Source organism: Thaumasiovibrio clandestinus (assembly GCF_047250365.1).
Taxonomy (GTDB): domain Bacteria; phylum Pseudomonadota; class Gammaproteobacteria; order Enterobacterales; family Vibrionaceae; genus Thaumasiovibrio.
Genome location: NZ_JBLBVL010000003.1, coordinates 61,842 through 77,424, shown reverse-complemented (window position 1 = coordinate 77,424; position 15,583 = coordinate 61,842). Strand labels below are relative to the sequence as shown.

Sequence of the window (15,583 nt, the reverse complement as noted above, 5' to 3'; positions counted from 1 at the left end):
CGATGACATTTCTCTGGTTTATACTGTTTCTTTCTCTCATTTTGATCGTCTACCACCACATCATCTACTTGCCGATCATGATTGCGCTATCCCACCGCCAAAAAATGGCTAAGCATAGCAACGCAGAAAACGAAATAGGGAGTGATGCGATAGATGACGATGACCTGACCGACACATGGCCGACAATTGCCCTTGTGATGAGCGCCTATAATGAAGCTGATTACTTGGATGATAAACTGGCCAACATTCTGATGCTGGACTACCCTTGCGAGCACCTTCACGTTTATATCGCGTGCGATGGCTCTAGCGATGGTTCTGCTGATATTTTGCACCGCTGGTCGGCACGCTTTCAAGAGCACGGTGTCGCCTATACCATTATCAATGACGATAAGAATGTAGGAAAGCTACAACGAATAAACCAGTTAGCCTCTACGGCGAAACAAATCGCGCCATTTATTGCCTTTACGGATGTTTCTGCCCTCATCTCAATTGATGCACTCAAACTCGCGGTCACCAATTTTGCTAAACCCAACGTGGGCGCTATTACAAGCCAATACTTACTGGCTAACCCCGAAGAGGGAGAAGAGAAATATTGGCAATTACAGAATAAAATCAGACTCTCAGAGTCATCTCTTGGCAATGTCATGGGCGGTAGCGGTGCATTTTATATTATGCGTTCGGCACTTTTTGCACCGCTTCCCTGCGATACCATTAATGATGATTTCATGTTGCCTATGTCAGTTATTGAGCAAGGCTATCAGGTCATTCTCAATCAAGATATTCATAGTGTAGAAATTGCTCCCACATCACACGAGCAAGAGCTAAAACGTCGCGAGCGCATCGGGGCTGGCAACTTGCAGCAACTATTACGCTGCCGTTTTCTTCTTCGTCCACAGCGCTTAACCAGTGCTTGGCTCTTTGCATCAGGTAAAGGACTGCGTACCTTAATGCCTTTTATCCTCATTCTTTGTGCCCTTTCAACCGCCATGCTAGCGTTAACTGGCCATCTATTTGCTATCAGCGTAGCGCTATTACAAATAATCGGCTATAGCGTCGCACTCCTGCCAATATGCCGAGATTCTTATCCAAGTTTGAACAAGATTAACTACCTTGTTATGGGGTACTACTCGGCTTTAATCGGCATGTGGAAATACATGCGGGGACATTTTTCTCAAGGGTGGAGGCAGACCTTTCAACTTCATCATTATCAAAACGGCATCACACGAACCTTAAAACGTGGCACCGATATTTTGCTGAGTATACTTGGGTTCATCATCACCCTACCACTTTGGCCGCTGATCGCGTTAGCCATCAAGCTGGAAACGCCTGGGCCCATCTTCTTCAAACAACTTCGGGTCGGTCAGGTTCACGCTGATCGTGTCGAGCTGTTCTATATGATCAAATTTCGCTCTATGGGGCAATATGCAGAGCAAAAAACAGGGGCGGTTTGGGCCAGTAAAAACGATCCAAGGATCACCCGAGTTGGCGCCTTCTTACGTAAAACTCGATTGGATGAGTTACCGCAATTTATCAATGTGATAATTGGGGATATGTCATTGATTGGACCTAGACCTGAGCGACCCGAGTTTTGCCAGCGTTTGCAAAATGCATTGCCTTTCTATACGGAACGCACTGCTGGATTGAAACCCGGTATAACTGGGTTAGCTCAAGTCAATAACGGTTACGATGAATCTCTCGAAGATGTAAAAAATAAACTGCTTTGGGATCATGCCTATTCTGCGGCGTTAAGCTCACCTATTCAGTGGGTTACTACGGATCTTCGCATTATTGCTAAAACGGTATATATCATGGTTGCGGGTCGAGGACAGTGATAGTGGCACGCATCTTGTTTGTATATAGATGTAGATTAGAACAGTACTCAAACGTCGAGTACTGCTAAGACGGAGATAGTAAGATGAACGCTTCCACTGCCATCGCACTAGCACTGCAAGATGAATTTGATGCTCATGCTGCAAAAGAGCTTGAAGCAACCTTAACGGCACTTAGCCAAACTGACATGCAAGACATTGTTATCGATTTATCCAACGTCAGCTTTGTTGACTCTTGTGGCATTGGTGCCATTGTTTTCCTATACAAAAGGCTGAAAAGCAGAGGAAAAACGCTACGCTTACTAAATGTGAATGGGCAACCTCGACAACTGTTTCACATGTTACGTATCGACAAAGCAATCCCTCTCATTAGCAGTGCGGAGATTTAGTATGCATAAACCGGCCATCATTTTGCCTATCGTGTTCCTTAGCAGTTGCGCGTCTTGGGATAACAGCCAATACCCTCATCTCAACCATGATGATGTCGCCATGGTTCATCAGGTAGAGCACTTGGGGATCGAAATCGCGCTGCTGGCCAACCGAGGAGCTCGTGAGTGTCTACCTGGTCAACTAAAAAGACTTGAGCGCCTATACTTAAAGGCAAAACAAGAAGCTGAATCCGGTTTTGATAAAGATGTTAAGCACTCATTGATTGATGCCAATGAACAGGTTCACCTGATTGAGCACCAGCTAAGCTGGCTGGAAACACACACACAATGCGTTGCCCAAGCGACGGTTGCCCAAGAGCGTCAACAATTGTTGCTCTACCTATCCATCGACAATCAGTTTGCTTTAGATCGCAGTCGCCTTTTACCTGATTATCAACAAGCACTTGTTAACGCTGCGACGATTATAAAAAAGCACCCTGACTGGTTTATTACTTTAACCGGCTATACGGATGCCAAAGCAAGTGACGACTATAACCAAGACTTGGGGTTAGCTCGCGCAACCAATGTTAAAGCGTTTCTAATCAACCAAGGCGTTGAACCAAAGCAGCTCGCTGCAACCAGTGGTGGCAAGCGACACGCCAACCCAACGGCAAACAGAACAGAAGCATTGGCAGAACGTACCGTTATCGCTCAGTTGTCGATGCAAAAAGAGAGCGATGTACCAGAGCCAGCCATACATGCTATTCGGCATTGGCATTTAAACCACTAGCGGCTACCTCCGCAGTCCTAAGGAGAGGGCATGATAATTAGATGGCTATGCATATTGTTACTTTTTTCTAGCAGTCTGCTGGCGCAGCCGCTTTCTCCTGGTGATGTACTCACGATCCAGCTACCAGGGGAACCCGCTTTTCAGCAGCCTTTCGTTATTAATGACAACGGTGACCTTCTCTTGCCGGAAGTCGGCCCAGTGAACATTACAGGGCTTGAAATCGATGCAGCCCAGCAGGTCATCAAGAACGAGCTCTCCAACGTTTATCGTGATCTTAGCGAGCTAAATGTCAGCCTATTAAGCAGTGAAATTAGGGTTAAAGTGCTGGGGTACGTCAATTCCCCTGGCGTGGTATCTCTTGCCCCTGATGCCAATATTCAAATGGCGATTACAGCGTCCGGAGGGCTAAAGCCAGGCGCTCAACTCGATCAGATCACCTTACTTCGAGATGGTATCCGGCTTCCAGTGGAGTATAAGCGCTACCTTGATAGCGGCGATCTCCAGTTTCTTCCTGATCTTGATGCTGGTGATACCCTGTTTATTCCGGCTTCTCCTCAGCTTGGAAACGTTGAGATTAATTTTGATGCGGCCTCGCTTGTAGAAGCTGGCGACGCGAGTCAAAAAGAGGGGTTAACCCTATTCGGAGAATTTCGTAATCCCGGCACTTTCAGTTTTAAGCCAGAGATGACTGTTGTCGATGCCATCATGCGCGCAGGTGGTGTCACACGCTACGCAGATGTCACCAAATTAAGGGTGATCACAGATGATGTTCCTACCCTGTTCGATCTTAAAGCCTACCTAGATTCGGGGGAAAGCACGCAACTACCTAGCATCAAACGTGGCAGCATTATCTTTGCGCCAATCGAAGTCGAAGAGATCAGTACCACCCAGCGCACCGTCTACATCATGGGTGAAGTCAAAGCACCCGGTGCATATGAGAACAGTGCGCAAGAAGCGGGGTTCGTTGATGTCCTCGCCAATGCTGGCGGCCCCACTCGTTTTGCTGATACAACTCAGATTCGCGTGTTAAAAGATGATGGCACCAGTTTCAAAGTCAATTTAGTCCAGTTCAGCCTTAACCCTGGCAATTACCCGCTGCCAACACTAACGGCTGGTGACGTTATTTTTGTGCCTGAAAAGGTCGATATGAATGAAAAATCATGGCTAAAAGTGACGGGTGATCGAGCGATAAAAGTGATCGGCGCGGTATATAACCCGGGTCGCTTTGAGTGGGACAACAGCATGGGCTTTCTTGACGTACTCGCGCATGCTGGCGGCCCCAAACAAGACGCAAATCTCGCTAACATTCGCATTTTGCATCAAGGGAAAGGCGACAATAACTTAACGCGCTTCAATCTAGAAAGCTTCATAAACGAAGGTGGAGACTTCACCCTGCTCCCAATGCTCTTTGCGGGGGATACCATTATAGTTGATGAATTACCCAAAGATCCCACCGACAACAAAGCCAGTTGGACGCGACAAGCTGCCGAAGATTCTATCTATGTCTTTGGTCAAGTTGGCGCTCCAGGCAGGTATGCCTTTAATCGCGAACTGGGCATTTTAGATATACTCTCTGCAGCCGATGGTCCCAATGGCGATGCCAATTTGCGAGAGCTACGCATTAGCCACCGAAACGGCCCAACAACCAATGTGAGCCAATTCGATCTGGCTCTCTATTTTGAAACTGGGGATGAATCCCTGTTACCCACTGTCGTTCCAGGCGACGTTATTTATATCCCTAAACTCGATGCTGATTGGTTAGATAAACCCGCAGATAAAGTCGTTCGCTTAATGGGCGAAGTTCGCTCACCTGGCCGCTATACCTTTAATCAAGACATGTCATTACTCGATCTGCTGGCTGAAGCAGGAGGGCCTACCGATATCGCCTTTATTGAACGTATTATGATCGTCAACTCGTCATGCTGTGGTGATGAATCGCAATCGTTCAATCTTCGAGATTATATCAATGACCCCGATGATAACCCCTTACCTATGCTCAGAGCCGGTGATACGGTCTACGTACCAAATAAAGAAGACTCTGCTCCATCACAATTTAGGCAAGGGCTAAGAGATGTCTTATCTGTGGTTACGTTGATTGTCTTGGGAGCAGCCTTATGAAGCCATGGCTAACGCAAGAGTTTGATGTACTGGTACAACAGCTTTACCACAGCCAAGCCCATGTCATTACACTGGCTGGGGCCAGTGCTGGTTGCGGTACATCGACGCTATGTCGTTGGTTAGCTGAACGCTTTAGCGATGAGCATGCTCGAGTACTGCTTGTCGACCTTGATATTCGCCGCGACAGAGATACGCAAATGGGCAGTAATTGGCAACTCGACAACGAGAATATAACCCGTCACCTCATTTCTTTATCCCCCACGCTATCTTTGCTCCCTGCGCCTTCTTCGCCCCACACACAACTGGCACTCAAACAACCACAAAAGCTGCAATCCGCCATTACTCATTGGCGCGATCAGTTTGATTATATCTTCTGTGATGTCGGTAACGTAAATAGCACCAATTGGCGCAGCCTCCCTGCAGCCAGTGTCGCAGCCGTCAGCGACGGGACGGTGCTTTGCGTCGCTGCAGGTAAAACACATGAAGCGGAGCTACTGCATAGCGTTAAACGACTAACACAAGGCAATGCGTCGCTACTCGGCACTTTAATTAATGATCGTGACTACCCGACATTAGCCAGCGACATCTCTCGCTCTTTAAACCAACATACTCGCTGGCTACCCGCACAAGTTCGCCGCTGGCTTATTAGCAAAATTAATCAAAGCGCCTTACTGCAAGGAGAGTATCAACGGTGAAAAGAATACTCACTTATCGTACATTTACCTTAAGCTTCAATATATTAAAAAATGTGCGAGAAGCTATTCATCAACATGGCAGACTATTTGACCTCCATCATGCAACCATAGAAGCCCTCGCCCTCATCACCACTGAGTACCTCACTAATTTACTGCGTCACAGCCAGCGCTCAACGACCATTTCCCTCTATTTATACGCGCAGGGAAAACAACTGACGTTTGAGATTCTAGATGATGGTGAAGGGTGGCCAGATATGCAACGGCGACTTGATGAAGCGACGTTGCCTGATGATATAACGACCAAAGGCATGGGGCTTGGGTTGATCGCCACCCTATCTCCCGGCTATCAATATCATTTTTCTCCTGGTGCAAACACCTTCACCATCCCAATACTGTCGACTAAAAATGCTCCCCGAGTTTTACTTATCGATGATAGCCCTAGCCAATTAATATTACTGCGTAGCTACCTAGAATCATCTTATGATGTCAGCGCTTTTAGCACAGCCCAAGAGGCGTTAGCGTGGTTAGAGCAAAATAGCTGTGATTTAGCGTTAGTTGATTTACATATGCCACATATGAACGGCTTTGAGTTTCGTCAACAAGTCAGTCAAATCGGTAAGCACGCGCTGCTTCCGCTTATTTTCATAACGGGAGATGACCTTCCTGAAACGCGTCAGCATGCCGCATCTCAGGCAATAGATGACTATTTACTCAAGCCTATTGGCAAAGCTTCGTTGTGTGAAACCCTAACGCGAGTCCTGTTAAGGCATAAACAGTTGGAGCAACTCTATGAACATAAGTTGCTTGCTGGTCTTGCTCCACATTTAGGTCAGCAACAGCAGCAAGAACAGGCTGGCAATTGGACATTACATTACGATTGCCATCCTAAGCCGTGCGGGGACTTCTGTTTACAACATACGTTACCATCAGGAATCAAGTTATTCATACTGGGCGATCAAATGGGGCATGGACCACTAGCGCGCGCAAATGGTGCCGCATGGCTCGGTTTTATGCATGGCTACATGTTAAATAGTGATGGGAGCATCCAATCACTCTACCGAACAATAAATCGAGAGCTCTACGTTACCAGCCAACAGCACCCACACCTTATGTGCTTTACGCTGCTTTCACTGCACCCTGATGGCACGATTCAATTAATCAATGCCGGGATGCCACCACTACTGCATGTCAAAAATAACCGCGTGGCATTACTCGACGCTTCTAGTGGCTTGGCAGGCATGCAGGCTGACGCCACGGCTGAATTGGTCGAGCTCTCTCTGGCTCAAGGAGACACACTGCACTGCTTTAGCGATGGGGTATGTGAATCGAGTCATCAGTTAATGGATTCGTCTTGGTCAGAAGCAATCCCTTTTTCAGAAACAATGTCCTGGTCAAAAACAATCGCGCTTCGCCACCAACACCTTTTCTCCCTTGCATCGCCTCATTGCGACGATGATAAAAGCCTCTTATCCATTGGAAGAGCCATTACTAAAGACTAATTTTGCAAATAGATCTGACGATAGCAAGGCCATAACGCCTCTGTGCTGTAAGAAGAAAATATACGCTGCCGATTTTCCACTTGTACCTCATGCCATTGTCTCTGGCTCCATCCCGACATATCGCTAATACGTTGCGACATCTCTTGCCACTGCTGTTCACTCACAACCGAAAATGCAGGAAGAAGCTGCGGCAATTGCCCAACATTCGTTGCTAAAACCACCACCCTTGCGGCCATCGCTTCCAATGCCACCATCGGCAAGCCCTCTTGCCGAGAGGGCAATATCAATACATCAATGTGTTGCCAATGTGCCAACATCGATGAAACCTGGCCATGATTGTGAATATGGGGAGCGTCATGCAAAGCATGTCTTTGTGGCCCGTCCCCATAAACATGCCACTCATGCTGCTGAAACTGCGTAGATAAATGCACAAAACGATCCAGCCCTTTTTCATGACTTAAGCGCCCTACAAATGCAAATCTGAGCCGTTTATCCGTTTTCTGAACAGGTTCGATACCGCGATAAGGGGCCATATCAACAAAATTGTTTATGCGCTGACATGGCCCCAATACCGCATCGCAAATAGGCTGACTAACACCAAGGTTTAGTGACAACGGCCCACTCAGTCGATTTAAAGCTTCATACAACCAAACCTTCCCTCTTCCACGATCGCCTGCATGGTACGTAGTGATGCATTTAAACACCGAGTTGACCACCAGCGATCTCACCAATAGACTGGCTTTGTAACCATGCGCGTGCACACAATCCCCTTTACCTAAGGTACGTGTTATCTGATAAAGCCGACGAATGCTTGAATCGCAAAAGCCATAGGGTAACTGGTGCTCTTTTAGCGCCTCATAGAGTGGGTGGTTCGGGTAATACCGCCAAAAGAGCACTTGTTTGAGTTTCCCATATTGATGCAGCATCTTTGCTAATTGCAAAACATGCGACTCAATACCACCGAAACCCGAAGAATCTAAGAAAACAGTCACCTGCATTATTGCATCCTCATGTTTAATGCATTACCCGCCCTTGTTAAGGTTACGCTACCTACGCTGGGTTCTCGCACCTTGCATGTTCAAGGTGTATATCCAAAACTAACTCAAGATTTATTCAAGATTTACGCCAATCACACAAACCCGAGAAAATTAACTAAAGGGCAGGTAACGGTTTATGACGGAACAACTCTCGAAACACGGTTTATTATTAAAGCTGTCAAGCTAGATACAGAACAAAATTGACTTTGACCAATCGTATTCTATTGCCAATACTCAATGGGTTAGCGATGACAAGGATTGCATAATGAAAGGTATGATCTTTACTGAGTTTTTAGAGCTAGTTGAAGAAAAGTTTGGACTTGAAGTTTATGAAGAAATGCTTGATAACGCCGGAGACAGCGGTATTTATACTGCTGTTGGCAGCTACGATCATACCGCTCTGGTTAAACTGATTATTGAATTGAGTAAATTAACGGGGATCGCTATTGAAGATTTACAAGAGGCGTTTGGAACCGTTGCCTTTAAAGCCCTGCTGAACAGCTTACCGCAACAAGAAAACCTCGGTGATAATACGTTTGAGTTTTTACAAACAGTTGAGTCTTTTATCCATAAAGAAGTCATTAAGCTCTACCCCGATGCCACCCCCCCACGCTTTGAATTTAACGATATCACCCCAACGTCGATGATTATGCATTATTACTCATCACGTTGTATGGGCCATGTCTGCCTAGGGCTCATCAAAGGGTGTGCACAACACTTCAACGAAAAGATTGCCGTAGAAATGCACGCCGTCAATGGACAACAAGATCACGTCCAGTTCTCGCTCGCTTTGGTGTCATCAAATGGATGAAAAACTGCATGCACTGCTCATCAAACGCCTCAATAGAGAGAAAGCGGCACGAAAAGCGGCTGAACAGCTGTTAGAAGAAAAAAGTCGCGAGTTATTCGATGCGCAAAAGTTATTGCAGCAACATGCTGAACAATTAAAGTTACGCATTGATCAAAGCTCAGCCGTCATCGCACTGCAATCACATTTAGAAAGCGTTGTACTACGGACTAGCCAAGCGCTCTTACACAGCGACTTAACACCGACCATTTTTACCAATTTCGTTAATGGTTTCATTTACAAAGAGACAATTCCACGTTGCCAACTTGAACTGTTTCACTTTGATGAGCGTGTTATAAACGGACAATTTTCAGCGGGTGGTCGCATGCCGCCAGCGCAAGAGATACTCGAAGGTACACGCCTTGGTCAACGCTGGTACCATGATAAACACTATTACGCCTACATCCTGTATAGCGACAAACATAAGATTGGTACTTTTTGCTGTGAAATAAATGCCAAAGGGCTGGTTCTTAGCACGATTAAAAAACAGGTTCAGATCCTCACTGACATGATCACCGCGGCAATCCATCGGCAACTAACCTTGGATAACGCTATCCGAGACCGCGAACGCGCAGAGGCTTCAGAACGATCGACCCACGACTTCTTAGCCATGATCAATCATGAGCTGCGCTCACCGTTGAATGGGTTGTTGGGTGGTGCAGAGTTACTCGATAGCACACCTTTAAATAGTAAGCAAAAACGCCTACTCGAAACCATTAATTACTCCGGTGAACTATTGCGGTCTGTCATCAATGATTTACTCGATTACAGCAAAATAAATGCGAATATGTTGCAATTGGTCAATGCACCTTTTAGCGTGAATAAACTACGCGACAAATTGCAAGGTATCTTCTATTTTCGCGCCTCAGAAAATAGACTGGATTTGTCAATTCACTGCACAGAAAACATCCCCGAAACCATCATTGGTGACGAGGATAGAATAAAACAGATTTTTGTTAATCTTATCGGTAATGCCATAAAATTTACCACTTCAGGCTCGGTGAAAGTCAGCATCGACTGGCAAGATTCTTACCTCATTTTTACAGTAACAGATACTGGCAAAGGGATCGCTGATGAAGACATGCACCGACTATTTAAGCCGTTTAGTCAGGTCGACAACTCCAGCAACCGCGAGCATGAAGGGACCGGGTTAGGGTTAGCGATTTGCGAGAAGTTAGCCAAACAAATGCAAGGTGGTATCGATGCAAAAAGCACCTTAGGCGTCGGCTCGGAATTTACGGTAAAATTGAAATTAGCCGTAGGCGTGATTAAACACAACGAAAAACAGCCCGTTGATTATAACCCCACCCACTTTGACCATTTGCGCGTACTTGTCGTCGAAGACATGAAAACCAATCAAATGATATTTAATCTAATGATGAGCAAGTTGGGTATTACGCCAGAAATCGCCAATAACGGTCAAGAAGCACTATCGGCCTGCGCTGAACAGTACTTTGATGTTATCTTTATGGATAACCGTATGCCTATTATGGATGGGATCACGGCCACCAAAATTCTACGTTCGCAAGGGTTCCAGTTTCCCATCATCGCCCTTACTGCCAGTACGACCCGAACAGAAAGAGAAGCCTGCTTCGAGGCAGGCGTGAATGATATTCTAAGTAAACCATATCAGTTCGATGAACTGAAAAAAACCTTAGTGCGTTGGGTTATTGCTAGCTAAGACAACAATGCCCAATTACTCTACATCGCTTCCAGCCATCGCTTTATAAACAAGTGCACCCAGTGCAGCCCCTGCAATGGGCGCGACCCAGAATAACCATAACTGCGAGAGCGCCCAATCACCAACAAATAAGGCGACACCCGTACTTCTCGCCGGATTAACGGAGGTATTGGTCACTGGAATAGAAATAAGGTGTATTAGTGTTAAACATAAACCAATTGCGATCGGTGCGAAGCCTTGTGGTGCGCGTCTGTCCGTCGCCCCTAAAATAACAATCAAAAACATCATCGTCATCACCACTTCAGTCACCAAGGCAGCAAGAAGTGAATAGCCACCAGGGGAGTGTGCTCCATACCCGTTCGATGCAAACCCAGAGCTAGCAACATCGAAGCCAGCCTGCCCTGTCGCGATCACATAGAGCACGCCACCAGCCACCACGCCGCCGATAACTTGAGCGACAATATACGGCAGCAATTGGCTTGCTGGAAAACGTCCACCGACCCACAAGCCGATAGAAACGGCAGGATTTAAATGGCAGCCCGAAACATGACCAATCGCATACGCCATGGTTAACACGGTTAATCCGAAAGCAAGCGATACGCCTAACAAACCAATACCGACATCGGCAACCCCAGCCGCAAGCACGGCACTGCCACAACCACCAAGCACTAACCAAAAAGTACCGAAGCATTCAGCTATATACTTATTCATGAGCCTATCCTTTATTTCCCGTGATTGGCAAAGTATGGTTCAGTTCTCGTTATTCGCTATTGCTATTTGTTGCACATCTCACTTCTGAGTTTCAAATACCCTCTTTAACAAGAGCATCAGCTTGACGTGACAAGTCTCGCCCTATGGCTTAACTCCCCTCATCACCCAACAACACTAAGGTGCAACTTGTTCTTCGCCATGACAACTCATCAAAACTCCGATTACAGCTCACTACGACGTCATTTCAACAAAGTGGCATCATATCAAACAGCGAATCGTGGCTTGAATAAAGAAAAGTTCCACTTCAAGCCAATTTCCCATAGAAAAGTGAGCTGCATCTCAGTTATCATAGCGGCTATTTTTGAATTTTCGCGATGCGTTGGCACGCCATCGCACGTTTTGTCTGCAAACTCCCTTGCAGTGAGGAAACCGCATTGAATATCCAAGCACTTATTAATGATAAAGTCGCGCAGGCACTTGTCGCTGCTGGCGCTCCAGAAGGCAGCCCTGCAGCGGTTCGCCAATCAGCAAAACCACAATTTGGTGACTATCAAGCCAATGGCGTGATGGGTGTTGCAAAAAAACTCGGTACTAATCCTCGTGAATTCGCGCAAAAAGTGCTTGAGCACTTGGATCTAGACGACATTGCTGAAAAAACCGAAATCGCCGGCCCTGGTTTCATTAATATCTTCTTGTCAAAAGAATGGTTAGCTTCACAAGCTGAAAGCGCCCTAAGCGATGCTCGCCTTGGCGTGGCCAATGAAGCGCCTCAAACCATTGTTGTTGACTACTCAGCGCCGAACGTTGCTAAAGAGATGCACGTTGGCCACTTACGCTCAACCATTATTGGTGATGCGGTGGTACGCACACTGGAGTTCTTGGGTCACAAAGTCGTTCGAGCAAACCACATCGGTGACTGGGGTACCCAATTTGGTATGCTAATTGCCAACCTAGAGCGCGTACAAAAAGAGTCTGGTGAAGTTTCAATGGAGCTTTCCGATCTAGAAGCGTTCTATCGTGAGTCGAAAAAACTGTACGACGAAGATGAAGCGTTTGCAGAGCGCGCCCGTAACTATGTTGTTAAGCTGCAAAGCGGCGACAGCTACTGTGCTGAGATGTGGAAGAAGTTGGTCGATGTCACCATGCTTCAGAATCAACGCAACTATGATCGCTTAAACGTGTCGCTGAGCACCAATGATGTAATGGGTGAGTCGATGTACAACGACATGCTACCTACCATTGTTGCTGACTTAAAAGCCAAAGGGCTAGCGGTTGAAGATGACGGCGCACAAGTGGTCTTTCTTGACGAGTACAAGAATAAAGATGGCGAAGCGATGGGCGTTATCATTCAAAAACGCGATGGTGGCTTTCTATACACGACAACCGATATTGCCTGCGCAAAATATCGCTATGAGAAACTAGGCGCTGATCGCGTGCTGTACTTTATCGACTCTCGCCAACATCAGCATCTAATGCAAGCATGGACCATTGTGCGTAAAGCCGGTTATATTGCTGAAGAGACATCGCTAGAGCACCATGCATTTGGTATGATGCTAGGTAAAGACGGGCGTCCATTCAAAACCCGTGCAGGTGGCACGGTTCGCCTTGTTGACCTACTAGACGAAGCGGAACAACGCGCAGCCAAGCTAATCGAAGAGAAAAACCCCGATCTAGATAAAGAAGAGAAAGCCAATATTGCATCAACGGTTGCAATGGCAGCGGTGAAGTATTCCGATCTCTCCAAGCACCGTACAACGGACTATATCTTTGACTGGGACAACATGTTGGCCTTTGAAGGGAATACCGCACCATATATGCAGTATGCATATACGCGTGTCGCTTCAATCTTTAAACGCTCGGGCCTTGCGGAAACAGAACTGACGGCACCAATCGTTATCGGTGATGAAAAAGAGCAAATTCTACTGTCTAAACTCCTGCAGTTTGAAGAAGCAGTACTGACCGTTGCGCGCGAAGGTCAGCCACACATTATGTGTACTTACCTATTCGAACTGGCTGGTCACTTCTCTAGCTTCTATGAAGCATGTCCAATTCTTAATGCAGAAGATGACATTAAACAGAGCCGCCTAAAACTCGCTCGACTAACCGCTAAAACAATCAAGCAAGGTTTAGACCTGCTTGGCATTGAAACGCTAGAACGTATGTAATTTAGCGTACAAAGAAAGTACAAAGCCTTCGCAGAAGCGAAGGCTTTGTCGTTTTACACTGCCGATAACGGTCTTTGCAACAGTCTTATCCCCTATTGCCCAAATCGCTCTCCACTCACCGCAAGCCAATCCATCTCCGCCAACGTCGATAGCCGCCCACACGCCGCATTACGGTGGGGAAATCGCCCAAAATCACGGACAATATGATAATGACGCAACGCATACTGATAGAATCCCTCAAACAGCTGCTTGTGATCGGGGCTAACTTGCTTGCGCAATTGATCAAAACGGAAAATACTCTCTTCCTGATCATCTAGACTCTCTGAATGCTGCAGAGGCAAATAGAAAAATACACGCTCTATCGGCATTAGGGCTTGATCAAAGTTGACTGAGAGCCCCTTTCTACAAATAGCCAACGCAAAGGGATCATGCCGAAAAGCTGCCGAAAGACCTCGATATATATTGCGCGAAAACTGATCCAATAAAATGATCAAAGCCAATGTACCGCGTGGCGTCTCGCACCAATCACTTAACTGCCCAAGGCTTGCTCTACTCACCCACTCTCGGAATTTTTCCGTGATAACAGTATCACTCTCTTCATCACCACCAAACCAAAGCTTATTACGGTTAATGCGGGTTACTTCACCATCCATTTCACCAAACCAAAAATCTAGGATTGGCTCATATTCTGATTGCATCATATCTCTCACTTAGGCAGCATATTGTACTACTAAGATAAGGTAAGCATAATCAAGTTCGCCAATCACAACGGCAATTTGATCACTGCCCTGTGACTTACACACAACTATAAAGGAATTGTTTCATGGATTTCATCCTACATCCCCGACTTGAGGCAGATACGAGCTTAATCGGCAATCTACCTCTGTGTCAGGTACGCCTGATAAAAGAGGCGATTGGCCCTTGGATCATCCTAGTACCCAAACGTCCTAACATCACCGAGCTACACCACCTTAGTGAAAAAGACCAACAACAGTTAATTAAGGAGTCTGGGCATATTGCTGAAGTCCTCGAACATGATTTTCACGCCAATAAAATCAACCTTGGTGCACTAGGCAATTTAGTCCCACAATTGCACTGGCATGTCATCGCCCGCTATAAAAACGATGTTGCTTGGCCAGGTCCGATTTGGGGCAATACCTCTGGAATAAAGCGCGACCCTAACAATCAAACCGCCCTCATTGATGAATTAACCACCATGCTTGATCACATTGATGGATTTTCGCCACGTAACTCTTAGCCCATAAAAACAGGGCGGTTACGCCCTGACCAATACCTCGTTACAAGCAAACCGAACACGATAACATACCCACAATGCGCATAACATTTTCTCGTTTACATATTTATTAAAAATAAGAACTCGAAAATAATACATGGTTGACGATTTTTTTGTGAACCCAATCACGCACTGGCTAACGGTATTTTCACACTGCTTATATAACAACCACAAAATACCACTAAATAAGACTTTATATTCAATATCTTACAACATAAAAAGACCCTAATCACACTTACAGTAGAGAAACCATACGCATATGGAATTACCGATATGAAATATCGTTAGAACCGAAACCAACAACACAAACAACACAATAACTTACATTTAGACATGAAGTGAAAAATATCTGCTATGTCATTGTCTTCAAATCACGGTAATCTAATTCCCGCGTTAACAGCGTTAGTGAGCCTTACGGCCACAACATACAGTTAACAATGTTTCAGTGATGTCTTCTAACGCGCAGTGCTAAGACGTTTTTTCAGCTCTAATGCAATCATTCTGTGGTTCTTATGTTGCAATGCCTCAACGGTAAGTATCAAAAATGAT

The 15,583-nt window shown here is 46.0% G+C and carries 13 protein-coding genes; 10 read left to right on the top strand and 3 right to left on the bottom strand.

What is annotated here, in order from left to right:
• Positions 1-2 precede the first annotated feature (2 nt).
• The 6 genes from ACKLNH_RS05900 (at position 3) to ACKLNH_RS05875 (ending at position 7,299) form a co-directional block, all read left to right on the top strand.
• The gene (locus ACKLNH_RS05900; RefSeq protein WP_413111326.1) at positions 3-1,832 is read left to right on the top strand and encodes a sugar transferase; all 1,830 of its coding nucleotides are present in this window, start codon (positions 3-5) and stop codon (positions 1,830-1,832) included.
• An 83-nt stretch (positions 1,833-1,915) separates the two neighbouring features.
• Positions 1,916-2,218: an STAS domain-containing protein gene (locus tag ACKLNH_RS05895; protein ID WP_413111325.1), complete on the top strand. Its 303-nt coding sequence runs from the start codon at positions 1,916-1,918 to the stop codon at positions 2,216-2,218.
• Between the two features lies 1 nt (position 2,219).
• A complete protein-coding gene (locus tag ACKLNH_RS05890; RefSeq protein ID WP_413111324.1) occupies positions 2,220-2,987 on the top strand; it encodes an OmpA family protein in 768 nt (255 codons plus the stop codon).
• 30 nt (positions 2,988-3,017) lie between these two features.
• Positions 3,018-5,105 (top strand): SLBB domain-containing protein, encoded by a 2,088-nt coding sequence (locus ACKLNH_RS05885; protein WP_413111323.1) that lies wholly within the window; start codon positions 3,018-3,020, stop codon positions 5,103-5,105.
• Positions 5,102-5,800 carry a cellulose synthase operon protein YhjQ/BcsQ gene (locus ACKLNH_RS05880; protein WP_413111322.1) on the top strand — a complete coding sequence of 233 codons (699 nt, stop codon included), beginning with the start codon at positions 5,102-5,104 and terminating at the stop codon, positions 5,798-5,800. Before ACKLNH_RS05885 ends, ACKLNH_RS05880 begins: the two co-directional genes overlap by 4 nt.
• Positions 5,797-7,299: a response regulator gene (locus ACKLNH_RS05875; RefSeq protein ID WP_413111321.1), complete on the top strand. Its 1,503-nt coding sequence runs from the start codon at positions 5,797-5,799 to the stop codon at positions 7,297-7,299. Before ACKLNH_RS05880 ends, ACKLNH_RS05875 begins: the two co-directional genes overlap by 4 nt.
• Here the strand turns inward: ACKLNH_RS05875 and ACKLNH_RS05870 are convergent.
• On the bottom strand, positions 7,296-8,297 hold the full coding sequence (locus ACKLNH_RS05870) for a glycosyltransferase family 4 protein (RefSeq protein WP_413111320.1): 1,002 nt from the start codon (positions 8,295-8,297) through the stop codon (positions 7,296-7,298). The two genes, ACKLNH_RS05875 and ACKLNH_RS05870, sit on opposite strands and share 4 nt — an antisense overlap.
• A gap of 304 nt (positions 8,298-8,601) precedes the next feature.
• On the opposite strand from ACKLNH_RS05870, the gene ACKLNH_RS05865 reads away from it, so the two are divergent.
• Positions 8,602-9,147, top strand: a complete 546-nt coding sequence (locus ACKLNH_RS05865) for a heme NO-binding domain-containing protein (protein ID WP_413111319.1) — start codon at positions 8,602-8,604, stop codon at positions 9,145-9,147.
• Positions 9,140-10,864, top strand: a complete 1,725-nt coding sequence (locus ACKLNH_RS05860; RefSeq protein ID WP_413111318.1) for an ATP-binding protein — start codon at positions 9,140-9,142, stop codon at positions 10,862-10,864. The genes ACKLNH_RS05865 and ACKLNH_RS05860 overlap by 8 nt, the downstream gene beginning before the upstream one ends.
• A gap of 15 nt (positions 10,865-10,879) precedes the next feature.
• On the opposite strand, the gene aqpZ is transcribed toward ACKLNH_RS05860, so the two are convergent.
• Positions 10,880-11,575 carry an aquaporin Z gene (gene aqpZ / locus ACKLNH_RS05855; RefSeq protein ID WP_413111317.1) on the bottom strand — a complete coding sequence of 232 codons (696 nt, stop codon included), beginning with the start codon at positions 11,573-11,575 and terminating at the stop codon, positions 10,880-10,882.
• A gap of 434 nt (positions 11,576-12,009) precedes the next feature.
• Between aqpZ and argS the strand changes: the two genes are divergently transcribed.
• Positions 12,010-13,740, top strand: a complete 1,731-nt coding sequence (gene argS / locus ACKLNH_RS05850; RefSeq protein WP_413111316.1) for an arginine--tRNA ligase — start codon at positions 12,010-12,012, stop codon at positions 13,738-13,740.
• A 92-nt stretch (positions 13,741-13,832) separates the two neighbouring features.
• On the opposite strand, the gene ACKLNH_RS05845 is transcribed toward argS, so the two are convergent.
• Positions 13,833-14,438 carry a DUF924 family protein gene (locus ACKLNH_RS05845; RefSeq protein WP_413111660.1) on the bottom strand — a complete coding sequence of 202 codons (606 nt, stop codon included), beginning with the start codon at positions 14,436-14,438 and terminating at the stop codon, positions 13,833-13,835.
• Positions 14,439-14,563: 125 nt separating this feature from the next.
• Between ACKLNH_RS05845 and ACKLNH_RS05840 the strand changes: the two genes are divergently transcribed.
• A complete protein-coding gene (locus ACKLNH_RS05840) occupies positions 14,564-14,998 on the top strand; it encodes an HIT domain-containing protein (protein ID WP_413111315.1) in 435 nt (144 codons plus the stop codon).
• Positions 14,999-15,583: the final 585 nt, after the last annotated feature.

Bases quoted from the DNA above. Each gene is read 5' to 3' on its own strand.
- ACKLNH_RS05900 (WP_413111326.1), top strand. From the start codon at position 3: ATGACATTTCTCTGGTTTATACTGTTTCTTTCTCTCATTTTGATCGTC.
- ACKLNH_RS05895 (WP_413111325.1), top strand. From the start codon at position 1,916: ATGAACGCTTCCACTGCCATCGCACTAGCACTGCAAGATGAATTTGAT.
- ACKLNH_RS05890 (WP_413111324.1), top strand. From the start codon at position 2,220: ATGCATAAACCGGCCATCATTTTGCCTATCGTGTTCCTTAGCAGTTGC.
- ACKLNH_RS05885 (WP_413111323.1), top strand. From the start codon at position 3,018: ATGATAATTAGATGGCTATGCATATTGTTACTTTTTTCTAGCAGTCTG.
- ACKLNH_RS05880 (WP_413111322.1), top strand. From the start codon at position 5,102: ATGAAGCCATGGCTAACGCAAGAGTTTGATGTACTGGTACAACAGCTT.
- ACKLNH_RS05870 (WP_413111320.1), bottom strand. From the start codon at position 8,297: ATGCAGGTGACTGTTTTCTTAGATTCTTCGGGTTTCGGTGGTATTGAG.
- ACKLNH_RS05865 (WP_413111319.1), top strand. From the start codon at position 8,602: ATGAAAGGTATGATCTTTACTGAGTTTTTAGAGCTAGTTGAAGAAAAG.
- ACKLNH_RS05860 (WP_413111318.1), top strand. From the start codon at position 9,140: ATGGATGAAAAACTGCATGCACTGCTCATCAAACGCCTCAATAGAGAG.
- aqpZ (WP_413111317.1), bottom strand. From the start codon at position 11,575: ATGAATAAGTATATAGCTGAATGCTTCGGTACTTTTTGGTTAGTGCTT.
- ACKLNH_RS05845 (WP_413111660.1), bottom strand. From the start codon at position 14,438: ATGCAATCAGAATATGAGCCAATCCTAGATTTTTGGTTTGGTGAAATG.
- ACKLNH_RS05840 (WP_413111315.1), top strand. From the start codon at position 14,564: ATGGATTTCATCCTACATCCCCGACTTGAGGCAGATACGAGCTTAATC.